Origin of the sequence: Citrobacter sp. S-77, assembly GCF_963864895.1 — a bacterium.
Classification (GTDB): Bacteria; Pseudomonadota; Gammaproteobacteria; order Enterobacterales; family Enterobacteriaceae; genus Citrobacter; species Citrobacter murliniae.
This window is the reverse complement of sequence record NZ_CAWLWU010000002.1, coordinates 2,129,237-2,150,963: the sequence shown is the minus strand read 5'-3', so window position 1 is coordinate 2,150,963 and position 21,727 is coordinate 2,129,237. Positions and strand designations below refer to the sequence as shown.

Sequence of the window (21,727 nt, the reverse complement as noted above, 5' to 3'; positions counted from 1 at the left end):
AATTCCCCGCAAAATAGATCGTCTGAATTTTCCTGTCTGGCAAACCATGCATCATTTACATGCTTATCCTGACCTGCGCACCATGTTTCGCCGCCTGCTGTTTGCCGCACTGACTGGCATTCTGGCCGCGTTAGCCGTCGCAGGGTTTCGCCACGCCATGCTACTCCTTGAATGGCTTTTCCTGAGCAACGATACGGGCAGTTTAGTTAATGCGGCCACGAACCTGTCACCACTGCGTCGGATGCTCACACCTGCGTTAGGTGGACTTGCTGCAGGGTTACTGCTCTGGGGCTGGCAAAAATTCAACCAGTTGCGTCCGCAAGCGCCCACAGATTATATGGAAGCTTTGCAAACTGACGGGCAGCTCGACGTTGGCGCAAGCCTGGTGAAATCGCTGGCGTCATTACTGGTTGTCGCCAGCGGGAGTGCCATTGGTCGGGAAGGTGCAATGATCTTGCTGGCAGCGTTGGCAGCCTCATATTTTGCCCAACGCTTTACACCGCGTACAGAATGGAAACTGTGGATTGCCTGCGGTGCTGCCGCTGGTATGGCCGCAGCCTATCATGCGCCACTGGCGGGCAGTTTGTTTATTGCCGAAGTTCTGTTTGGCACATTGATTCTGGCATCGTTGGGACCGGTGGTCGTATCTGCCGTCGTTGCACTGTTGACCACGGATGTGCTCAGCGACAGCAACGCCCTGCTATATACCGTGCACTTATCGCGGGAGCTGCATGCGCTTGAGTATGTGATTATTGTCTGCACCGGTCTGGTTGCTGGGGTTTGCGGGCCACTCTTCATATGGCTTATGACCATCAGCCACAACGTATTTTTACGTCTGAAGCTTTCACCTCCGTGGCAACTGGCATTGGGAGGACTTATTGTTGGCCTGCTCTCGTTACTGACACCGACTGTCTGGGGAAATGGTTACAGCGTAGTGCAGTCGTTTTTACTCTCCCCACCGCTGTTGTCGATTGTCAGTGGGATTTTTATCTGCAAATTACTCGCTGTGCTCGCCAGCAGTGGGTCAGGCGCGCCTGGGGGCGTGTTTACGCCAACTCTGTTTGTCGGACTGTCAATTGGTATGCTGTTTGGTCGCGTGTGGGGACTCTGGCTTCCCGGTACGGATGAGATTGCAGTTCTGCTTGGATTAGCGGGGATGGCCACACTCTTAGCTGCAACAACGCATGCGCCGATCATGTCAACATTGATGGTTTGCGAGATGACCGGGGAGTATCGTCTGCTCCCCGGCTTGTTGATTGCTTGTGTCGTTGCTTCAGTGCTGTCCCGAACGTTACACCAGGACTCTGTCTACCGACAACACATTACCCAGCATTGACAGGCGGATGTACTGAGCCAACTCGCGCTGCTCAGCGCGAGGCAGGTAAGGCAATTCGCCAATCAGCGGTGCCGGTAACTTTTTGCTGAGCACATCAATGATTTCCGCATAATGCGCCAGTCCCGGATTGATTCGGTTCGCTACCCAGCCAATTAGCGGCAGTCCATCGCTGGCGATAGCCTGCGCCGTCAGAATGGCATGATTAATACAGCCTTCCTGAATACCCACCACCATCAACACGGGCAGTTGTTCCTGCACCACCCACTCCGATAAAGGACGCAGATCGTTCATCAGACTGCGCCAGCCACCGGTACCTTCGACGACAACGTGATCAACCTTCTCGCTCAGACTCGCAAGCCCGTTTGACAACAAGGTGTAATTGACAGGCCCGCTATGTGCCACGCTACTTTCGTCTTCGCTCAGAGCAATAGGGTTGATTGCCTCGTAAGGCAATTCAATTGAAGAAACACTTTGCAGCACCAGCGCATCTTTATTGCGCATACCTTCAGGTGTTTCTTTGCTTCCTTTGGCCACGGGTTTATAACCCGCAACACTTTTACCACCTGACGCTAACGCTTGTAGTAATGCGCGGGAAACCACTGTCTTCCCAACAGAAGTGTCTGTACCTGTAATAAAGAAACGCTTCAGCATCACTAACTCCACCGTTATGCTTCGAAATATAAGCCAGGAAAATAAAACAGTGGAGAAAGTCTAAGGTATGAGAGCCAGGACCAGCTTGAGATAGCGCAATTTTTCGTACGACAGTTAAAAAATGTTAACCCTGTAATAGACGAATCAACAAAGAACCGTTATACATCGCGTCCTTCACGAGCGCGGCCCCCGCCATTGTCCCTTGATTAGTAAATTGCGTACTCTCTACCACAATGTGTCGACTGTATGCCGGAAGCGCCTGCTGACGAATGCAGTCAGCAATAGTCGGGAACAATATATCTGCTGCTTTACTGAGCGGAGATCCAATAAGAATCTTTTGCGGATTGAACAAGTTCACCATAATGGCCAGAATTCGACCAACATGGGTGCCGACGCCGCTAATGATATCTTTCGCTAATAAATCGCCCTGCATGGCCGCCAGACACAGTGAGTCCACCGTCAGCGGTTGTCCGTGCAGTGAGGAACTCATCGACTGCTTAAGTCGTACCTGCGCCAGCTCAAGAACACTGTCAACACTGGCAATCGTTTCCAGACAACCATGGTTTCCGCAATAACACCGTTTCCCGTAAGGGTCGACCTGCGTATGGCCAATTTCAACCAAACTGCTACTCCCGGCATGCAGCAAATGACCGTCGGTGATCACCCCTGCACCCACATTGTGGTCAATCACCACCTGAATAACATCGCGGGCACCGCGCGAAGCGCCAAAAAGTGCCTCAGCCATGGTCCAGGCGCTGATATCGTGCTGAATGTACACGGGCACACCGGTGTGCTGCTCGAGGGCTTCGCCCAGCGGCATCTCTTTAACATCTTCGTAAAACGGCATGCGATGAACGATGCCATTTTCTGTATCGATGATACCTGGTAAGGTGATAGCGATAGAGGTTAATCGCTCAAGCTTTTGCTGATGGCGGATAAAAAACTGATCGACCTGTGTAATAACACGAGTCAGCAGAGGAATCTCGGAGACAAGCGGCATTTCAAGGCAATCTTCAACCACCAGCTTGCTGCTGAGGTCGCGTAACGCAAGAAAAATCTCGCCACGACTGATACGAATCGATAAGTAGTGCCACGCTTCCGTTTCGACCACCAGACCAACGGCCGGACGCCCGCGACTCCCTGCTTCTTTTATTTCCAGTTCTTGCACCAGATGTGCTTCAAGCATTTCCCGAACAATTTTTGTAATACTGGCAGGCGCCAATTGTGCCAGGCGAGAGAGATCAATACGCGACACCGGTCCTAACTGATCAATCAGGCGATAAACTGCGCCCGCATTGGTCTGTTTAATTTGATCGATATGCCCAGGCTGACTATCAGCAACCACCACTTACTCCCTTTATTTTCGCGCTCCGAAATAATCTGTAGGCTATGGTGAAGCACTTCAATGGCTTCCGTCAACTTTTTACTTAGCCGTGTGATTTACTGCACATTTTCAACCATTTTTAAACTAAATTAACCGCACTGAACGGCCGCTAAAAGCTGCTGGCGAAAGCGTTGCGCAGCGTAACTCTGCTCACGGTGTTTGGGCCACACCAGCCACATTTCAGACACGGCATCTTCTTCCGCAATGGGGATCCAACACATCTCATACAACTGCACGCGTTTAAATGAGGCTGGCAGAATGGAAACCCCTAATCCTGCGGCCACCAGTCCGATAATGGTCATGGCTTCCCCAACCTCCTGAGCGATGGTCGGCGTGAGGCCATAGCGACGCATCAGGCCAAGAATATCATCATACAGGCCGGTCCCCACATGCGGGTCAAAAAAGACAAACGGTTCATTCGCCAGTTCAGCCAGTGTGACAACCGGCTTTTGCGCCAAAGGATATACACGAGGGATCATTGCCATCAGTGGTTCATGCAGGATGACCTCCCAGCTTAGCGTGTCAGGGAGTTGCGTATTACGCAGGAGTCCCAGATCCAGCGTCCCCTCATTGAGCGGAGCAATTTGCTCACGCGTATTCATTTCACGGGTTTGCATATGCACCGCGGGGTAGCACTGGCGAAAGAGAGACAGCGTATCTGAAACTGCTTTAATAAATGGTGCTGACGAAGTAAAGCCAATTCGCAGTTCCCCTGCTTCTCCCAGATGCAAACGCTCCGCTCTTGCCGCCGCCTCATTCACTAACCCCAGGATCTGTCGGCTGTCTGCCAGAAACTGCTTGCCTGCGGCTGTCAGGGCCACGCTACGATTTGTACGCGCCAGAAGACGTGCCCCAACTTGCTGTTCGAGGATTTGGATCTGTTGACTCAACGGAGGTTGTGAAATATTCAGCCTTGCCGCCGCACGGCCAAAATGAAGTTCTTCTGCAACCGCCACAAAGTAGCGCAGGTGACGCAGTTCAATATTCATATTTTTAAAATATTATTTGAGATTATTAATATATTAGACAGAATATTGGGATTTTCATACCCTTAAGGCTGGTACTGTAGACGTAATGATTGAGCAAGGATTTCAAGTGAGTCGTACAACTATTGTCGATACCGCACCGGCAAGCGATATTGATAAACAAATTATCACCCCGCCGGATGGTTATATAAAACGCGGTACCTCCTCTTTTATGCGCGTCACACTGGCGCTCTTTTCTGCCGGACTGGCGACATTTGCTCTCCTCTATTGCGTGCAGCCCATACTGCCAGTGCTGTCGCATGAATTTGGGGTATCTCCAGCCAGTAGTAGTATTTCACTTTCTATCTCAACCGCGATGCTCGCTATTGGTTTACTGTTTACCGGTCCTCTTTCCGATGCAATTGGCCGCAAGCCGGTGATGGTGACCGCGCTGCTGTTAGCATCCTGCTGTACCCTGCTTTCGACAATGATGACCAGCTGGCACGGAATTTTAATCATGCGCGCGCTGATTGGTCTGTCACTAAGTGGCGTCGCAGCAGTAGGAATGACGTATCTCAGTGAGGAGATTCATCCCAGCTTTGTGGCCTTCTCGATGGGCTTATATATCAGTGGTAACTCGATTGGTGGCATGAGCGGTCGTTTGATCAGTGGCGTATTTACCGACTTTTTTAACTGGCGAATCGCGCTGGCAGCTATCGGTTGTTTTGCCCTGGCTTCCGCGCTGATGTTCTGGAAAATATTACCGGAATCCCGTCACTTCAGGCCCACATCGTTGCGACCTAAGACGCTGTTTATCAACTTCCGTTTGCACTGGCGTGACAGAGGTTTACCGCTGCTTTTCGCGGAAGGTTTCTTGTTGATGGGCTCATTCGTCACGCTGTTTAACTACATCGGCTATCGCCTGATGCTGTCTCCCTGGGAACTCAGCCAGGCGATTGTTGGGTTGCTGTCCGTCGCTTACCTGACCGGAACCTGGAGTTCGCCAAAAGCGGGTTCAATGACCACGCGTTATGGTCGTGGTCCGGTGATGTTGTTCTCAACAGGGGTGATGCTGTTTGGTCTGCTGATGACGTTATTCACGTCGCTATGGTTAATATTTGCCGGAATGTTGCTCTTTTCTGCGGGTTTCTTTGCGGCACATTCCGTGGCCAGCAGTTGGATCGGCCCACGGGCTAAACGTGCTAAAGGCCAGGCCTCTTCACTGTATCTGTTCTCTTATTACCTGGGGTCGAGCATTGCAGGTACGCTGGGGGGGGTGTTCTGGCATAACTACGGCTGGAACGGCGTGGGCGGATTTATTGCGCTGATGCTGATCCTCGCCCTGCTCGTTGGCTCCTGCTTGCACCACCGATTACATGCATAAAATATGTTGCCCTGGAATGCAAAACATTACCAGGGCAGCAATATGGACTACGATGATGCCAGCATCGCCTGGGCTCCAATTTGCAGGCCAATAACCGTTCCATTCATCAGAATATGCAGCACTATCGGCATCAGAATTCCGTTGCTTTTTATTCTGGCAATGATCAACACCAGCGAAACAATAAACAGCAGCAGTAGCGTTCTCATGTCCATATACTGCGTATGCATCAGCGCAAATATCGCCGAAACCACTAGCGACGTCAGCCATGTTTTATCATTGAACCAGTACTGAAAGGCGTTGAACAGGCAACCTCTGAACACCATTTCTTCATAAATCGGCGCAACAAATATCAGGGTCAGACTCGATAACCAGAGCGCGTAACTGCTCAGTGACACCTGAGTTGTAACCCATTCTTCATTCTGTCTGATACCCAGCACCCATGGCATGACGAACTGCACCACCAAAAGCGCCGTGAACAAAATAGCAAACCATCTTATGTTGAAGCTCCCTTTCCCTAAGCCTTTTCTTTGACGAAAGAAGAAATAATACAGTGGTACCAGCACGACGAACTCCGCGATAAACAGCAGCGGAAAAAGTAAACCCTTCGCCTGTAATGTCTGGCTTTCAGAAAAGAATAGCGGGATGAACGTGATGCCAAACATCAACAAAAACATCGAAAAGCAGCCAGATACCGCCTTTGTCCTGGCAATATAATCGTTACTTACTTCCTGTCGCACACCCTCTCCTTGACAAAATGTTATGTCAGTCGTTCTAAAGATAATTTTTGTTTATGATAAAAAGTATCATTATCATTTACAACCTACCAAAATTACATCGCATCCGTGATGAATGGGTAAATGCCTAAAATCACGTTAGACTCTCAAGTCTGGTCCATCAGAACGAGAACTAAAAAATGAGTAACACTGCTAATTATCAACAGCTCACCCGCACCTTCCAGCGGCTCTCTCGCTTCTCCCATCTCTCGGCTATCGCCAGTTGGGATATGTTTACCATGATGCCTTCCGGCGGCAGCAAAGCCCGGGGTGAAGCTCTGGCAGAACTGAGCGTACTTGAGCATCAACTTTTAACCGATCCTAATGTGGCAAAATGGATTGCCGCCGCCGAGCAGGAGGATCTTAGCGATATAGAGCAGGCGAATCTGCGCGAGATGTCGCGGTTGCATCATCAGGCTGCACTGCTGCCGGAATCGCTGGTAGAAGCAAAATCACTGGCGGGTAGCCGCTGTGAACATGCCTGGCGCAGTCAACGTCCGGCAAATGACTGGGAAGGTTTTGCTGAGAATCTGAAAGACGTTGTTAAATATAGCCGTGAAGAAGCCAAACTGCGGGCCGAGGCCAAAGGATGTACGCCTTACGATGCGTTGCTGGATGTATTTGAACCAGAAATGACCAGCGCGCGGCTGGACGGACTTTTCACAGACCTAAAAAGCTGGCTTCCGGATCTGTTAAATAAGGTAGTGGCGAAACAGTCTCAACAGTCACTCATCGCGCCGGTTGGCCCCTTCCCAACAGCAATCCAGCGCGAGTTAGGCCTTGAAACGATGACTCGGCTGGGATTCGACTTTACGGCCGGTCGACTGGACATTAGTGCGCATCCATTCTGCGGCGGCGTACCGGAAGATGTTCGTATTACCACGCGTTATGATGAAAACGAATTGCTCAGCGCACTTTTTGGCGTCATCCATGAAACCGGTCACGCCCGATATGAACAAAATCTGCCGCGCAACTGGGCCGGACAACCTATCGCACTGGCTCGTTCAACCGCAATTCATGAATCCCAAAGTCTGTTCTTTGAAATGCAACTTGGCCGCAGTCAGGCATTTCTGAAGGGACTAATTCCAGCGGTTAAAAAGCATTTTGGCGATCAGCCTGCGTTTGAACAACAAAACTTCATCGCCTGGAACCAACAAGTGAAGCCTGGCTTTATCCGCGTGGATGCTGATGAGGTCAGCTATCCCGCTCATGTTATTCTGCGCTATGAAATTGAGCGTGCGTTGATTAACGGCGACATTGAAGTTGATGATATCCCAGCGTTGTGGAATGAGAAAATGCAGGCATGGCTCGGACTTTCAACAATCGGCAATTATCGCAATGGTTGTATGCAGGATATCCACTGGACCGACGGTGGGTTTGGCTATTTCCCTTCTTATACGCTGGGCGCCATGTATGCAGCACAGTTGTTTAGTGCGGCAAACCGCGCATTGCCTGATTTAGAAAGTGCCATTGCGCAAGGTGAATTTGGCACCCTGTTTGACTGGCTGCATCAGAATGTCTGGCAACATGGCAGCCGTTATACCACCGAACAGCTTATTATCCAGGCCACCGGCGAACCTCTCAGCAGTCGCTATTTCCGCGCCCATCTGGAAGCCCGTTATCTGTAATCGCTTACCGTGAGTCATTGTACATATCGTTACATGCCGATACCAATGACTCACGGAAGCCTTGTGATTACAGCGATATAGTTATTTCAACGGCCCCGCAGTGGGGTTGAATGAAAAACCAAATCGAGGGTATGAGAATGAAAAAAGTATTAGCTCTGGTTGTTGCCGCTGCTATGGGTCTGTCTTCTGCTGCTTTTGCTGCTGAAACAACTGCTACCACCGCTCCGGCTGCTGCTGCGACCACAAAAGCAGCCCCGGCAAAAACAACGCATCATAAAAAACAGCATAAAGCCGCTGAGCAGAAAGCTCAGGCCGCTAAAAAACACACTAAAAAATCTGCAACCAAACCTGCTGTAGAACAAAAAGCACCAGAGCAGAAAGCTCAGGCTGCGAAAAAACATACCAAAAAAGCGGCAACTAAACCTGCTGCAGAACAAAAAGCACCAGAGCAGAAAGCTCAGGCTGCTAAAAAACACAGCAAAAAAGCAGTAAAACGCGAAGCCGCTAAACCTGCTGCTCAACCTGCCGCATAAGACATCAGTAATAACAATGGCGTCCCCCACGCCATCGCATACGGCGCTAAGTCTTCCTGATTTAGCGCCGCCTTTCGGAGGGTAAAATGGTGTCACATTACCGCTTTGAGTTCATTCTTATTACACTGATAATTTGCGCCCTAATTGCTACGCACTTTTATCTTTCCTGAGTGTAGTTATCTGATTTTACTCCCACTTTCCCACCGTCCCGTCTATAGTATTAACTGAGGGTTTGCTGTTAATAATCATAATTCCCCACCAGAGTGTGATATGCATAAAACCATTGCGGTATTACTGGGTTCAATTTGTTTTTTTCCTGTCGTTGCGCATGCGGAGCAGTCCACAACGACCAGCAAAGATGCTGACGATATAAAAACGCTATTTTTTGGGCTTGACGATCGCGTACAGATTACTGACCCGACACAGTCCCCCTGGGACGCTATAGGACAACTGGAAACCGCCAGCGGTAACCTGTGTACAGCAACGCTCATCTCACCTCATCTGGCCCTGACTGCCGGACATTGTTTATTGACCCCACCCAAAGGCAGACCAGATAAAGCTGTCGCGCTGCGCTTCGTATCGAAAAAAGGCGTCTGGCGCTATGAAATCCACGGTATTGAGGGTCGGGTTGATGCTTCACTTGGCAAGCGTTTAAAAGCGGATGGCGACGGCTGGATAGTGCCACCTTCCGCGGCTCCCTGGGATTTTGGTCTGGTGGTGTTGCGTTATCCTCCCAGCGGAATCACACCACTTCCCTTATTTGAAGGCGATAAAGCTGAGTTAACTGCGGCGTTGAAAGCCGCCGATCGCAAAGTGACTCAGTCAGGCTACCCCGAAGATCACCTGGATGACCTGTATGCGCATCAGGACTGCGTTGTTACCGGCTGGGCGCAAAATACCGTGTTGTCACATCAATGCGATACGCTCCCGGGAGACAGCGGTTCTCCACTGATGTTGAAAACCGATTCCGGTTGGCAATTGATTGGCGTGCAAAGCTCTGCTCCGGCGGCAAAAGATCGCTGGCGGGCCGATAATCGTGCCATTTCCGTTACCGGATTTCGCGATAAGCTGAACGCTTTGATGAAGGATTAACATTGTGCTGCCCGCGTTTGCAGGCAGCACTAACATCAGGCAAGTTTTATCATAATCATTCCGGCCAGGAGTAATGCCAGGCCAATCCAGCCTTTATTATTCAGGCGCTGCCCAAAAAGCACCCATCCTGCAGCCAGCGTTGCGGCAATCCCAAATCCGCCCCACAAAGCGTAGGCAACTGAAAGATCGATGCCCTTTACCGCCTGAGAGAGTGCACTAAAGGCAGCCAATACGGCAACCAATGACAGTACGCCATACGCCTTGCGACGAAAACCATCAGAAAATTTCAAAAATACGTTAGCGACGATTTCCAGAACAATGGCCATACCCAACCATGCACCGTGAACCCACTCAAACTGCTGCATGGGTCACCTCCCTCCTCGCTTTAGACGGCTTACGCGTACCCGACTTGATCAGGACAATGCCTAACACCAGCGAGACCAGACCGGCAACCTTCATCGTGGATAAGGTTTCATCAAATAACAGCACGCTAAACAACGTAATAAATAAAATACCAATGCCTTCCCACAAAGCATAGGCCACGCCGAGTGCTATTTTTTTAACGGCAAAACTGAGAAAAATATACGATAAGGCGATCATTACCAGCATTAAAATAAAGCCTGTATTGCCATGGCCTACGCTTGCCCATTTCATCGACAGCGTTCCGGTAATTTCAGCCGCAATGGCCAGACCTAATAAAATCCAGTAAAACATGATGCTTCTCCTGCTTGAGAATATAGTCCTTTGGGCCTACTGCATGCAGCAAACCAAAAAATAGAATCAGATAGCTCAGCGCATAACGCCAGCTCAGGCAGAAGAAGAGACTAAAGCGCGTTGCGCCAGTGTTGCTCACCCGCAAGCAGGAAAGTAGAGGAGGTACGAAGAAGTGTAGGTAAACGCAAAAAAAGCCTGAACATATTGTCCATAATATTACAATTATCCGCAGTGTTGCTTCTCGTCATCGCGGATGATAATTGTCCTCGGTAGTTAAACACAGATGATTTGTATCATAGGTTCATTACGAACTCAAAACCTTTTCACTTCTTTACCCGGTTCGTTTGCTTTTTGTTAGGACGGCTCGACACAAGTCACATTATTATTTCAGGTACAGTTTCAAAAATAAAAAATCAGGAATAAACATGGCGAAACCGATCATCACCCTTAACGGTCTAAAATTAGTCATCATGCTGGGCATGTTGGTTATCATTCTTACCGGCATTCGCTTCGCCGCCGATATCATCGTGCCATTTATCCTGGCGTTATTTATCGCGGTGGTACTTAATCCGATGGTACGGCGCATGGTAAAACTTCGCATACCTCGAGTAGTAGCAGTGTCATTGCTGATTGTTATTATTGTCATGCTAATGGTGCTGCTTTTGGCTTATTTAGGTACATCCTTAAATGAACTGGCACGCACGCTTCCACAATACCGTTCATCGTTGGTTATCCCGCTGAAAAATATCGAGCCGTGGCTACAGCGCGCTGGGATCGGCGTCTCCGTGGACGAGCTTGTCAAATATATCGATCCCAACGCTGCAATGACGCTGGTCACCAATTTACTGACACAACTTTCCAATGCTATGTCATCGATTTTTTTGCTGCTGTTGACGGTTGTTTTTATGCTGCTGGAAGTACCGCAACTGCCCTGTAAACTGCAACAGATGATGAGCCGACCACTTGAAGGAATGGCGGCAATTCAACGAGCGATCGACAGCGTCTCTCACTACCTGGTACTAAAAACGGCTATCAGTATCGTCACCGGACTGGTTGCCTGGGGCATGCTTGCAGCGCTGGATGTACGCTTCGCCTTTGTCTGGGGCTTACTGGCCTTCGCGCTCAACTATATTCCTAATATCGGTTCAGTACTGGCGGCCATTCCACCTATTGCTCAGGTGCTGGTATTTAGTGGTTTTTATGATGCGCTGGTGGTACTGGCGGGTTATCTGGTGATTAATCTGGTATTCGGCAATATCCTCGAACCCCGCATTATGGGACGCGGGCTGGGACTCTCCACACTGGTAGTGTTTCTGTCGTTAATCTTTTGGGGTTGGTTGCTCGGACCGGTGGGTATGCTACTTTCCGTGCCGCTGACCATCATCGTTAAAATTGCGCTTGAGCAAACTGAAGGCGGTCAAAGCATTGCCGTCCTGCTTAGCGACCTCAACAAAACGTAAATCGCAGTTGTGCTAAAGAGCGCTATAGAGATACTCTGCACGGTTTTGATGTATACAAGATGGCCGGTACCAGAGTGTTTTTTCGCATCGGATCAGGCATCGGAAGAATGGCATACCCAATGCACGGGTTCTTTATACAAAAACGGCCTCCGAAAAGGCCGTCGTATTTTTTGCTAACGTATTACAGCGCTTTCAGAATAGCGTCCACGCTGGCTTTGGCATCACCAAACAGCATATGGGTGTTATCTTTAAAGAACAGCGGGTTCTGCACACCAGCATAACCGGTATTCATTGAACGTTTGAACACGATAACGTTTTGCGCTTTCCACACTTCCAGCACCGGCATACCGGCAATTGGACTGCGCGGATCGTCCTGCGCCGCCGGGTTCACCGTGTCGTTCGCACCGATAACCAGCACGGTATCGGTATCGGCGAAATCATCATTGATCTCATCCATTTCCAGCACGATGTCATACGGCACTTTGGCTTCCGCCAACAGAACGTTCATATGACCAGGCAGGCGACCCGCTACCGGGTGAATACCAAAACGCACCTTAATGCCGCGCGCACGCAGTTTCTCGGTGATTTCAGCGACCGGATATTGAGCCTGAGCCACTGCCATACCGTAGCCTGGGGTAATGATCACCGAATGCGAGTTTTTCAGCATTTCCGCCGTGTCTTCCGCATTAATTTCACGATGTTCGCCTGCTTCCCCGGCATCACCAGCGGAAGAGCCATCGGTACCAAAACCACCGGCAATAACGCTGATGAACGAGCGGTTCATCGCCTTACACATAATGTAAGACAGGATCGCACCCGAAGAACCAACCAGCGCGCCGGTTACAATCAACAGGTCGTTGCTTAACATAAAGCCTGCTGCCGCTGCCGCCCATCCTGAATAGGAGTTCAGCATTGAAACCACAACCGGCATATCTGCCCCACCGATAGACGCCACCAGATGCCAGCCGAAAGCCAGCGCAATAATGGTCATCACCAGCAGAGCCAGAACCTGCAGCCCTACGCTTTCGGTACGAACAAATACCACCAACAGCAGGAACGAAACAACCAGCGCTGCAAGGTTCAGTTTATGACGGTTCGGCAGCATCAGCGGCTTAGAAGAGATCTTGCCGCGCAGTTTGCCAAATGCCACGATGGAACCTGTGAAGGTCACCGCACCGATGAAGATGCCAAGGAACACTTCGGTCAGGTGAATATTCACCAGAATCGGTTCCAGACCGGTATCGTGATACAGGTAGCTGTTAAAGCCTACCAGCACCGCGGCCAGGCCTACGAAGCTGTGCAGAATCGCAACCAGCTCTGGCATCTCGGTCATCTCAACTTTCTTCGCCAGACGAATACCAATCGCGCCGCCGATGATCATCGCCACCAGGATCCATGCAACGTTGCCGGTATCCGGGCCAAAAATCGTCGCAATCAACGCAATCGCCATCCCAGCGATACCAAAGTTATTTCCCTGTTGGGATGTTTCGTGTTTTGAAAGTCCCGCCAGGCTGAAAATAAACAGGATCGCGGCAACAATGTATGCAGCTGTAACTAATCCTCCAGACATGTGTTACCCCTTAGTTTTTCCGGAACATTTTCAGCATGCGCTGAGTCACGGTGAAGCCACCGAAAATATTAATGCTGGCAATAAGCACCGCGATAAAGCTCAGGAAACTCACCCAGCCACCCTGGCCAATTTGCAATAATGCGCCCACAACGATGATCCCTGAAATGGCGTTAGTCACAGACATCAGCGGTGTATGCAGCGCATGCGACACATTCCACACCACGTAGTAACCAACCACGCAGGAAAGCGCAAACACCGTAAAGTGCCCCAGGAACTCTTTTGGCGCCACATCGGCAAGCCAGCCAAACAGAATAACTACCAGTGCCATCAATGCATACTTACGCCACGGCGATACCGGTTTCTTCTCTTCTACTGGTGCAGGAGCTGCTTTTGGCGCAGCCTGCGGCTGAGCGGAAACCTGGATTGGCGGTGCAGGCCACGTTATTTCACCCTCGCGAACTACCGTCACACCACGCACGACCACGTCATCGAAATCAACGGTGATATTGCCGTCTTTCTCTTTGCATAGCAGTTTAAGCAGGTTAACGAGGTTAGTACCGTACAACTGGGAGGACTGGGTTGGTAAACGGCCCGGAAGATCGGTATAACCAATGACCTTCACACCGTTCTCGGTAGTGGTCACCTGATTGGCAACGGTGTACTCACAGTTACCGCCGTTTTGCGCGGCCAGATCGACAATAACGCTGCCCGCTTTCATGGAGTCAACCATTTCACGGGTGATCAGTTTCGGTGCCGGTTTGCCCGGGATCAGCGCGGTTGTTACGATAATGTCAACGTCTTTCGCCTGAGCGGCAAACAGCTCCATCTCGGCTTTAATAAACGCTTCGGACATTACTTTGGCATAACCATCGCCGCTGCCTGCTTCCTCTTTGAAATCCAGTTCGAGGAACTCAGCGCCCATACTCTGAACTTGTTCTTTAACTTCCGGACGTGTATCAAAAGCGCGAACAATCGCCCCCAGGCTATTTGCCGCACCAATGGCTGCAAGACCTGCAACACCGGCACCGATAACCATCACCTTCGCAGGAGGAACCTTACCTGCAGCGGTGATTTGCCCGGTAAAGAACCGACCGAATTCATGCGCAGCTTCAACAATGGCGCGATATCCGGCGATATTAGCCATTGAACTTAGGGCATCAAGCGACTGCGCGCGCGAAATTCGCGGCACGGAGTCCATTGCCATTACCGTTACATTCCGCTCAGCGAGCTTTTGCAATAACTCAGGATTTTGTGCAGGCCACAAAAAGCTGACCAGCGTAGTTCCCGGATTCAGCAGCGGAATTTCGAATTCTTCCGGTGCATTGACCTTCAGGATAATCTCTGACTGCCAGACAGCATCCCCGTCAACAATTTCTGCGCCCGCTTGCACAAACGCCTTGTCGTCAAAACTAGCCAGTTGACCCGCGCCGCTTTCAACCGCGACGCTAAAACCCAGCTTCAGTAACTGCTCAACCGTCTTCGGCGTCGCTGCAACACGGGTTTCATTGGTTAACCGTTCTCTTGGTATGCCAATTCGCATAATGTTCCCTTCCATCTGTATTTTTGATGATGGTTTATCAATGTTCGCAAGAGGCATCTGCGCACTCACGTAAGAGGTAAGCGTTACCTCAACAAAATAAAACAGTAACAAACTCTGTATAACCTACTGAAATTAGCGCTTGTGATCTAGCGCCAAAAAACAGTATTTATTATGAAATTCGCAAAACAGGGATGAATTTCCCCTCAGACAGGGATAATGCCCTTGAAATAGCCCACAAAGGCCGATAATTCGCTCAAGCGAAGCGGCAAAACATGATTAAGCGCCACCATAAAACAATTGCTTAACATTAAATTAACTTATGAAATTCAACTGCTTCATTAGTTTTAGCGCTCAAACGTCGAATTTTTGGACATATCACAAAATGTTATCGCCGTTGTTACTTTGCGTGGCACGATGAGTGAAAAATGACGCAGACACTGACACAATTTAAATGCAATAATCAGCCACGTTTCTAGTCAATAACAATACCAGTACCTGGTTTGCGCAAGGCGAAGGATTATTTTTATGAAGCTTAAGAACACTCTCCTGGCGTCCGCACTCCTTTCTGCGACTGCTTTTTCTGTAAATGCAGCGACAGAATTGACGCCGGAGCAAGCGGCTGCCCTGAAACCCTATGACCGCATTGTGGTTACCGGCCGTTTTAATGCTATTGGCGATGCGGTTACCGCCGTGTCCCGCCGTGCAGATAAAGACGGTGCAGCCTCCTTTTACGTTGTTGATACCTCAGATTTTGGCAGTGGTGGTAACTGGCGCGTTGTAGCCGACGTCTATAAAGCTGACGCGGAAAAAGCGGAAGTCTCCAAAAATCGCGTGATCAATGGCGTTATAGAATTACCGAAAGATCAGGCCGTTCTGTTGGAACCTTTTGATACCGTTACGGTACAGGGTTTCTACCGCAGCCAACCTGAAGTAAACGACGCCATCACCAAAGCGGCGAAAGAAAAAGGGGCTTACTCTTTCTATATCGTTCGTCAGGTCGATGCCAACCAGGGCGGCAACCAGCGTATTACTGCGTTTATCTATAAAGCCGATGCTAAAAAACGTATTGTCCAAAGCCCTGATGCAATCCCTGCGGATTCTGATGCTGGTCGTGCAGCGTTAGCTGCAGGTGGCGAGGCAGCGAAGAAAGTTGAGATCCCAGGCGTAGCAACAACCGCTTCTCCGAGTGCTGAAGTGGGCCGCTTCTTCGAAACCCAGTCAACCAAAGGCGGACGTTACACTGTCACTCTGCCGGATGGAACCAAAGTCGAAGAATTGAACAAAGCAACCGCCGCAATGATGGTGCCATTCGACAGCATCAAGTTCACCGGTAACTACGGCAATATGACTGAAGTGTCGTATCAGGTCGCTAAACGTGCCGCGAAGAAAGGTGCTAAGTACTACCACATTACCCGCCAGTGGCAGGAACGTGGTAACAACATGACCATCAGCGCCGATCTGTATAAATAATGTCGATGACGTTATAAATGTCTTATCTGGCCTACAGCTCTGTAGGCCAGATTATTCACAGCCAGAATGCCATCAGGCCAGACTCAAACATCACGATTAAGCCGACTTTTCACACTATCAGTCACAAATCTCTCTAACCCCATTGCATGCGCTCTCTTCTCTCCGTAAAATCCCGCGCCTTAGTGGCTTTCACCATTTTTATGCGGTTTGCCAAAATAATTATTCTCTCACTCTCGTTTTTGTAACTGGATACAAATGGAAAAGAAATTGGGTCTGAGCGCACTAACAGCGCTGGTTTTAAGCTCAATGCTTGGCGCTGGTGTTTTCAGTCTGCCACAAAACATGGCGGCAGTAGCCAGCCCGGCGGCATTACTGATTGGTTGGGCGATCACCGGTGCGGGGATCCTCCTGCTCGCTTTCGCTATGCTAATTCTGACGCGTATTCGCCCGGACCTGGATGGCGGTATTTTTACCTATGCGCGTGAAGGCTTCGGTGAGCTGATTGGCTTCTGCTCTGCGTGGGGATACTGGCTGTGCGCCGTTATCGCTAACGTTTCCTATCTGGTTATCGTTTTTTCTGCGCTCAGCTTCTTCACTGATACTCCTGAATGGCGTCTGTTCGGCGACGGCAATACCTGGCAATCTATCGTTGGGGCATCGGTGCTGCTGTGGGTAGTCCATTTTCTGGTTCTGCGTGGAGTACAAACGGCAGCCAGCATCAATCTGGTTGCTACGCTGGCGAAATTACTGCCGCTGGGATTGTTTATCGTATTGGCATTTATGCTGTTTAAGCTCGATACCTTTACTCTTGATTTTACCGGCGTGAAGCTTGGTGTCCCCGTCTGGGAGCAGGTCAAAAATACCATGCTCATCACGCTATGGGTGTTCATTGGCGTGGAAGGTGCAGTGGTGGTTTCTGCGCGTGCGCGCAATAAACGCGATGTTGGTCGCGCTACGCTGCTGGCGGTCCTCGCCGCATTGGGTGTTTACCTGTTAGTTACCCTGCTATCTCTTGGCGTTGTTGCCCGTCCTGAACTGGCCGAGATCCGCAACCCGTCGATGGCCGGTTTGATGGTCAAAATGATGGGACCGTGGGGCGAAATTATCATTGCCGCCGGTCTGATTGTCTCCGTCTGCGGTGCTTATTTAAGCTGGACGATTATGGCTGCAGAAGTGCCTTTCCTGGCATCCACGCACAAAGCCTTCCCGCGTATATTTGCCCGACAAAATGCACAGGGAGCACCATCAGCATCCCTGTGGCTGACCAACATCTGCGTACAGGTTTGTCTGGTTCTGATCTGGCTCACAGGTTCTGACTACAATACGCTGTTGACTATTGCCTCAGAGATGATTCTGGTGCCCTATTTCCTGGTCGGCGCATTCCTGCTGAAAATCGCCACCCGTCCGATTCATCAGGCTGTCGGTATCGGTGCATGTATTTATGGCTTATGGTTATTGTATGCGTCAGGCCCAATGCACCTGTTGCTGTCTGTTGTGCTGTATGCGCCAGGGTTACTTGTTTTTCTTTACGCCCGCAAAACGCTCACGCACGATAACGTATTAAAACGCCAGGAAATAGCATTGATCGGTCTGCTACTCGTAGCCGCCGTTCCGGCAACCTGGATGTTGATGGGGTAAGCGTCAGTCCCATCGTTTGATGCAAATGGAGATTACGATGGGTAATAAGCCCCCTTTACCAATTCTTATCACCGGCGGAGGTCGTCGCATCGGCCTCGCTATCGCATGGCATTTTCTGAATCAAAAACAGCCAGTAATCGTCAGTTATCGAACGCATTATCCGGCCATTGATGGCCTACGTGACGCTGGCGCATTGTGTATCCAGGCTGATTTCTCAACCGATGCAGGTGTACTGACTTTCGCAGACGAGGTCAAAACACGCACAAATGGGTTACGCGCTATCGTGCATAACGCCAGCGCCTGGATAGCAGAAAAACCAGGCACCCCGCTGTCTGAAGTGTTGTCCAGCATGATGCAGATCCACGTCAATACCCCCTACCTGCTTAACCACGCGCTGGAAGGTTGCCTTCGCGGTCACGGACACGCAGCCAGCGACATTATCCACTTTACGGATTACGTCGTGGAGCGTGGCAGCGACAAGCATATTGCCTATGCAGCCAGTAAGGCTGCACTGGACAATATGACCCGTTCATTCGCCCGAAAACTGGCACCAGAGGTAAAAGTTAACGCTATCGCCCCCTCACTGATCCTGTTTAACGAGGGTGATGATGCCGAGTATCGCCAACAGGCGCTGAACAAATCGTTGATGAAAACAGCTCCAGGTGAAAAAGAGGTCATTGATTTAATAGACTATCTGTTGACCAGCTGTTTTGTCACGGGCCGTAGCTTCGCCGTTGATGGCGGTCGTCATCTGCGTTAGTGCAGTTTTATCCAACAGAAAATCAGTAACCACGCGCTCAGGCTCCAGCATACAACTGCCCCGCCGAGCGCAACGGGTAAGCGCATAAAACCGGTGAAGTACCAAAGCGAAATGAGATAGACAAAATAGGGAATAATCGACCACATGCTGAACACAATGGTGGTACGTAACGCTTCAATTCCACGCTCACTGGCCACAATATAATGAGCGATCAGCGCAAATGTCGGGAACAAAGGAATTAATCCCGCGATATAGTAATTCTTTGTTTTAGCCAGCAAACCAATCAACACCACGACCAGCGCACCCAGCGCCGCTTTTATAACGAGCCCCATCACTTAGCCTTAACACATTGACAACATCAGCCTCTAGCATAACGGAAGCGTTCTCGTTTAGAAAAGATTAATGGAAGGAAAAACGGGGGCGGTGTATGTTGGCGTTTTATATTCAAAATGAATGATATGAACACCATCGTATTTGTTGAAGATGATCCCGAGGTAGGCTCGCTGATTGCCGCCTATCTGGCCCGGCATGACATTGAGGTTATTGTTGAGCCTCGTGGTGATCTAGCCGAAGAGAAGATCCTGCACGTTCAACCCGATTTGGTGTTGTTAGATATTATGCTTCCGGGTAAAGACGGAATGACTATCTGCCGCGATTTACGCAGCCGTTGGCAAGGTCCAATAGTCCTTCTGACATCGCTGGACAGCGACATGAACCATATTCTGGCGCTTGAAATGGGCGCCTGCGACTACATACTGAAAACGACGCCTCCGGCAGTGCTACTGGCTCGCCTGCGTCTGCATTTACGTCAGAATGAACATTCAGCACAATCAAAAGGAATTCAGGCAGCCACGATTACGCCGCATACCACACTGCGCTTTGGCACACTAACTATCGACCCTACCAACCGTTCCGTACTGCTCGCCGGAGAACAAGTCGCCCTCTCGACCGCTGATTTCGAGTTACTCTGGGAACTGGCTACACACGCGGGACAAATTATGGATCGCGATGCGTTATTGAAGAATCTGCGCGGCGTGAGTTATGACGGACTTGACCGTAGTGTGGATGTGGCGATTTCCCGGCTGCGTAAAAAGCTGCTCGATAACGCCACGGAACCGTACCGTATCAAAACCATCCGCAATAAAGGTTACCTGTTCGCCCCGCATGCCTGGGATGACGAACAGCGCAAATAAACTGTTCTCGCCAGGCTGGTTGATTCAACCGGTCTGGTGAGTTCCCCCCTGCGTTCAGACATATTATTGTCTTTAATACAGCCCCTCAAAGTGACACTGTCACACAAATTGTATGCTGGATAAGCATAAGAACCACACCTGAGTCAGAACCACACTTTTTGTGTGGCCCCAGGCATTCTCTCTCCCTATAATCCGTCCCGGTCCTGAACCCTTAGGGTTCGTAGGTTTATTTCAGAAATCAAAACTCTTTCCGGCATTTCAGGTGCTGAATGAGGCAAGAGGCTACAATATGTTCGTTACACTCGCGTATATCGCGTTTTTTTTGGTTTGTTCATGGGCAATATTCAGAATCAATCAAAAAAGTAATTCCCTGTCAAAAAGTGTTTTCATTGCCATTTTTTTGGGTGCCATTATCGGCTTGTCCCTTCATCTTATAACTCCTGACCGCAGTAAAACGGTTATCGACTGGTATAATATCATCGGCAACGGTTACGTAAATTTACTGAAACTGGTTGCGGTCCCTCTGATATTTATCTCTATTCTCTCTGCTATTAACAAGCTCGAAAACAGTGCTGGCATTGGCAAAATGTCGCTAACTATCGTCGGATGCATGTTATGTCTGGTGATGATTGCCGGGTTTATTGGGCTACTGACGGCGCATGTTTTAGGTCTGGATGCCAGTGCTTTCGGTCATATGCAGTCTACGCTGACGGATGCAGATGTGAGTAAAACAGCGGCCATTTCGCTGCCTAAACTGGTCACTTCTTTAATTCCCACCAATATTTTCCTCGACCTTACGGGGGCCAGAAGTGTTTCAGTTATTGGTATTGTTATCTTCACTCTCCTCGCCGGCGTGGCATTATTAAAAGTCAAACAGGACGCGCCAGAGGAAGGTGAAAAATTAAGCGCAGGGATCAATGCCATCCAGATTTGGGTCATGAAAATGGTGCGGATAGTTATTGCGCTGACCCCATATGGCGTGATGGCATTAATGGCAGGAGTCTTCTCCGCTTATCGCTTAGAGCAATTTGCCAGTCTGCTGGGATTTATTGGTGCCTGTTACATCGCGATACTGATGATGTTTATCGTTCACGCACTGATACTGGTACTGAGTGGTAACAACCCCATTCGCTATTTTAAAACTGTCTGGCCGGTATTAACCTTTGCGTTTGTTTCGCGCAGCAGCGCGGCATCGATTCCGCTGGCTATTACAGCGCAGGAAAAGTTTGGCGTTCAAAATACCATTGCCAATATCGCTGCTTCATTTGGCTCCAGTATGGGGCAAAATGGCTGCGCCGGGATCTACCCCGCGATTATGGTAGCAATGATTGCCCCGACGATGGGCATCGATCCGCTTTCAATTCACTTTCTCCTTGCCATGCTACCGGCGATTGCGCTGGGATCGATTGGGGTTGCTGGTGTCGGTGGCGGTGGCACATTTGCCGCACTGATCGTCCTTTCAACACTCAATTTTCCGGTCGCACTGGTGGGTATTTTCATTGCCATTGAACCCATTGTCGATATGGCAAGGACGGCATTAAACGTTAATGGCTCGATGATGTCTGGGGTACTAGCAAACCGTATTTTGAATAAGGAGTCGCCTGCACAGCAACGGGTCAATGCGAATTAATCGTCC

Annotated in this window: 21 protein-coding genes; 11 read left to right on the top strand and 10 right to left on the bottom strand. The window is 49.9% G+C overall.

Annotated features, from left to right (window positions below; genetic code table 11):
- Positions 1-46: 46 nt before the first annotated feature.
- Positions 47-1,336: a voltage-gated ClC-type chloride channel ClcB gene (clcB, locus tag AACS05_RS10905; protein WP_045442662.1), complete on the top strand. Its 1,290-nt coding sequence runs from the start codon at positions 47-49 to the stop codon at positions 1,334-1,336.
- On the opposite strand, the gene bioD is transcribed toward clcB, so the two are convergent.
- The 3 genes from bioD to AACS05_RS10890 form a co-directional block, all read right to left on the bottom strand.
- Positions 1,292-1,987: a dethiobiotin synthase gene (gene bioD, locus AACS05_RS10900; RefSeq protein WP_045442660.1), complete on the bottom strand. Its 696-nt coding sequence runs from the start codon at positions 1,985-1,987 to the stop codon at positions 1,292-1,294. The two genes, clcB and bioD, sit on opposite strands and share 45 nt — an antisense overlap.
- A 124-nt stretch (positions 1,988-2,111) precedes the next feature.
- Positions 2,112-3,332: a sugar metabolism global transcriptional regulator Mlc gene (mlc, locus tag AACS05_RS10895; protein ID WP_045442657.1), complete on the bottom strand. Its 1,221-nt coding sequence runs from the start codon at positions 3,330-3,332 to the stop codon at positions 2,112-2,114.
- A gap of 128 nt (positions 3,333-3,460) precedes the next feature.
- Positions 3,461-4,360 carry a LysR family transcriptional regulator gene (locus tag AACS05_RS10890; protein WP_045442655.1) on the bottom strand — a complete coding sequence of 300 codons (900 nt, stop codon included), beginning with the start codon at positions 4,358-4,360 and terminating at the stop codon, positions 3,461-3,463.
- A 106-nt stretch (positions 4,361-4,466) separates the two neighbouring features.
- On the opposite strand from AACS05_RS10890, the gene AACS05_RS10885 reads away from it, so the two are divergent.
- Positions 4,467-5,720, top strand: coding sequence for an MFS transporter (locus tag AACS05_RS10885; RefSeq protein ID WP_045449601.1), 1,254 nt, complete (start codon positions 4,467-4,469; stop codon positions 5,718-5,720).
- 47 nt (positions 5,721-5,767) lie between these two features.
- Here AACS05_RS10885 and AACS05_RS10880 read toward each other — a convergent pair whose 3' ends face one another.
- Positions 5,768-6,394, bottom strand: a complete 627-nt coding sequence (locus tag AACS05_RS10880; RefSeq protein ID WP_404842380.1) for a CPBP family intramembrane glutamic endopeptidase — start codon at positions 6,392-6,394, stop codon at positions 5,768-5,770.
- 239 nt (positions 6,395-6,633) lie between these two features.
- On the opposite strand from AACS05_RS10880, the gene AACS05_RS10875 reads away from it, so the two are divergent.
- The 3 genes from AACS05_RS10875 to AACS05_RS10865 all read left to right on the top strand — a co-directional run bounded on the left by AACS05_RS10875 (position 6,634) and on the right by AACS05_RS10865 (position 9,746).
- On the top strand, positions 6,634-8,121 hold the full coding sequence (locus AACS05_RS10875) for a carboxypeptidase M32 (protein ID WP_045442650.1): 1,488 nt from the start codon (positions 6,634-6,636) through the stop codon (positions 8,119-8,121).
- 137 nt (positions 8,122-8,258) lie between these two features.
- On the top strand, positions 8,259-8,654 hold the full coding sequence (asr, locus tag AACS05_RS10870) for an acid resistance repetitive basic protein Asr (protein WP_045442647.1): 396 nt from the start codon (positions 8,259-8,261) through the stop codon (positions 8,652-8,654).
- A gap of 270 nt (positions 8,655-8,924) precedes the next feature.
- Positions 8,925-9,746 carry a trypsin-like serine peptidase gene (locus AACS05_RS10865; RefSeq protein WP_045442645.1) on the top strand — a complete coding sequence of 274 codons (822 nt, stop codon included), beginning with the start codon at positions 8,925-8,927 and terminating at the stop codon, positions 9,744-9,746.
- A gap of 35 nt (positions 9,747-9,781) precedes the next feature.
- On the opposite strand, the gene mdtI is transcribed toward AACS05_RS10865, so the two are convergent.
- The 3 genes from mdtI to AACS05_RS24970 form a co-directional block, all read right to left on the bottom strand.
- Positions 9,782-10,111 (bottom strand): multidrug/spermidine efflux SMR transporter subunit MdtI, encoded by a 330-nt coding sequence (mdtI, locus tag AACS05_RS10860; protein WP_045442642.1) that lies wholly within the window; start codon positions 10,109-10,111, stop codon positions 9,782-9,784.
- Complete coding sequence (mdtJ, locus tag AACS05_RS10855) at positions 10,098-10,463, bottom strand: multidrug/spermidine efflux SMR transporter subunit MdtJ (RefSeq protein WP_190284577.1); 366 nt, start codon at positions 10,461-10,463, stop codon at positions 10,098-10,100. Before mdtJ ends, mdtI begins: the two co-directional genes overlap by 14 nt.
- A gap of 107 nt (positions 10,464-10,570) precedes the next feature.
- A complete protein-coding gene (locus AACS05_RS24970; RefSeq protein ID WP_136345589.1) occupies positions 10,571-10,741 on the bottom strand; it encodes a protein YdgV in 171 nt (56 codons plus the stop codon).
- Positions 10,742-10,885: 144 nt separating this feature from the next.
- On the opposite strand from AACS05_RS24970, the gene AACS05_RS10850 reads away from it, so the two are divergent.
- Positions 10,886-11,920, top strand: coding sequence for an AI-2E family transporter (locus tag AACS05_RS10850; protein WP_045442636.1), 1,035 nt, complete (start codon positions 10,886-10,888; stop codon positions 11,918-11,920).
- A gap of 181 nt (positions 11,921-12,101) precedes the next feature.
- Here the strand turns inward: AACS05_RS10850 and pntB are convergent, their stop codons facing one another.
- Positions 12,102-13,490, bottom strand: a complete 1,389-nt coding sequence (gene pntB, locus AACS05_RS10845) for a Re/Si-specific NAD(P)(+) transhydrogenase subunit beta (protein WP_045442633.1) — start codon at positions 13,488-13,490, stop codon at positions 12,102-12,104.
- Positions 13,491-13,500: 10 nt separating this feature from the next.
- Positions 13,501-15,030: a Re/Si-specific NAD(P)(+) transhydrogenase subunit alpha gene (pntA, locus tag AACS05_RS10840; RefSeq protein WP_045449599.1), complete on the bottom strand. Its 1,530-nt coding sequence runs from the start codon at positions 15,028-15,030 to the stop codon at positions 13,501-13,503.
- 525 nt (positions 15,031-15,555) lie between these two features.
- On the opposite strand from pntA, the gene ydgH reads away from it, so the two are divergent.
- The 3 genes from ydgH (at position 15,556) to folM (ending at position 18,898) form a co-directional block, all read left to right on the top strand.
- Entirely contained in the window at positions 15,556-16,500 is a 945-nt protein-coding gene (gene ydgH, locus AACS05_RS10835) for a DUF1471 family protein YdgH (protein ID WP_045442630.1), read from the top strand.
- 255 nt (positions 16,501-16,755) lie between these two features.
- Positions 16,756-18,138 (top strand): amino acid permease, encoded by a 1,383-nt coding sequence (locus AACS05_RS10830; RefSeq protein WP_045442628.1) that lies wholly within the window; start codon positions 16,756-16,758, stop codon positions 18,136-18,138.
- Positions 18,139-18,175: 37 nt separating this feature from the next.
- Positions 18,176-18,898, top strand: a complete 723-nt coding sequence (folM, locus tag AACS05_RS10825) for a dihydromonapterin reductase (protein ID WP_045442625.1) — start codon at positions 18,176-18,178, stop codon at positions 18,896-18,898.
- Here the strand turns inward: folM and AACS05_RS10820 are convergent.
- Positions 18,895-19,230: a GlpM family protein gene (locus AACS05_RS10820; RefSeq protein WP_045442622.1), complete on the bottom strand. Its 336-nt coding sequence runs from the start codon at positions 19,228-19,230 to the stop codon at positions 18,895-18,897. The two genes, folM and AACS05_RS10820, sit on opposite strands and share 4 nt — an antisense overlap.
- A gap of 126 nt (positions 19,231-19,356) precedes the next feature.
- Here AACS05_RS10820 and rstA point away from each other — a divergent pair, with 126 nt between their 5' ends.
- On the top strand, positions 19,357-20,091 hold the full coding sequence (gene rstA / locus AACS05_RS10815; protein ID WP_167493968.1) for a two-component system response regulator RstA: 735 nt from the start codon (positions 19,357-19,359) through the stop codon (positions 20,089-20,091).
- 289 nt (positions 20,092-20,380) lie between these two features.
- A complete protein-coding gene (locus tag AACS05_RS10810) occupies positions 20,381-21,721 on the top strand; it encodes an L-cystine transporter (RefSeq protein ID WP_045442618.1) in 1,341 nt (446 codons plus the stop codon).
- Positions 21,722-21,727 lie beyond the last annotated feature (6 nt).

What these genes read in the sequence shown, in the direction of transcription:
- clcB (WP_045442662.1), top strand. Translation starts at nt 47, where the DNA reads ATGCATCATTTACATGCTTATCCTGACCTGCGCACCATGTTTCGCCGC.
- bioD (WP_045442660.1), bottom strand. Translation starts at nt 1,987, where the DNA reads ATGCTGAAGCGTTTCTTTATTACAGGTACAGACACTTCTGTTGGGAAG.
- AACS05_RS10890 (WP_045442655.1), bottom strand. Translation starts at nt 4,360, where the DNA reads ATGAATATTGAACTGCGTCACCTGCGCTACTTTGTGGCGGTTGCAGAA.
- AACS05_RS10880 (WP_404842380.1), bottom strand. Translation starts at nt 6,394, where the DNA reads ATGTTTTTGTTGATGTTTGGCATCACGTTCATCCCGCTATTCTTTTCT.
- AACS05_RS10875 (WP_045442650.1), top strand. Translation starts at nt 6,634, where the DNA reads ATGAGTAACACTGCTAATTATCAACAGCTCACCCGCACCTTCCAGCGG.
- asr (WP_045442647.1), top strand. Translation starts at nt 8,259, where the DNA reads ATGAAAAAAGTATTAGCTCTGGTTGTTGCCGCTGCTATGGGTCTGTCT.
- AACS05_RS10865 (WP_045442645.1), top strand. Translation starts at nt 8,925, where the DNA reads ATGCATAAAACCATTGCGGTATTACTGGGTTCAATTTGTTTTTTTCCT.
- mdtI (WP_045442642.1), bottom strand. Translation starts at nt 10,111, where the DNA reads ATGCAGCAGTTTGAGTGGGTTCACGGTGCATGGTTGGGTATGGCCATT.
- AACS05_RS10850 (WP_045442636.1), top strand. Translation starts at nt 10,886, where the DNA reads ATGGCGAAACCGATCATCACCCTTAACGGTCTAAAATTAGTCATCATG.
- pntB (WP_045442633.1), bottom strand. Translation starts at nt 13,490, where the DNA reads ATGTCTGGAGGATTAGTTACAGCTGCATACATTGTTGCCGCGATCCTG.
- pntA (WP_045449599.1), bottom strand. Translation starts at nt 15,030, where the DNA reads ATGCGAATTGGCATACCAAGAGAACGGTTAACCAATGAAACCCGTGTT.
- ydgH (WP_045442630.1), top strand. Translation starts at nt 15,556, where the DNA reads ATGAAGCTTAAGAACACTCTCCTGGCGTCCGCACTCCTTTCTGCGACT.
- AACS05_RS10830 (WP_045442628.1), top strand. Translation starts at nt 16,756, where the DNA reads ATGGAAAAGAAATTGGGTCTGAGCGCACTAACAGCGCTGGTTTTAAGC.
- folM (WP_045442625.1), top strand. Translation starts at nt 18,176, where the DNA reads ATGGGTAATAAGCCCCCTTTACCAATTCTTATCACCGGCGGAGGTCGT.
- AACS05_RS10820 (WP_045442622.1), bottom strand. Translation starts at nt 19,230, where the DNA reads ATGGGGCTCGTTATAAAAGCGGCGCTGGGTGCGCTGGTCGTGGTGTTG.
- rstA (WP_167493968.1), top strand. Translation starts at nt 19,357, where the DNA reads ATGAACACCATCGTATTTGTTGAAGATGATCCCGAGGTAGGCTCGCTG.
- AACS05_RS10810 (WP_045442618.1), top strand. Translation starts at nt 20,381, where the DNA reads ATGTTCGTTACACTCGCGTATATCGCGTTTTTTTTGGTTTGTTCATGG.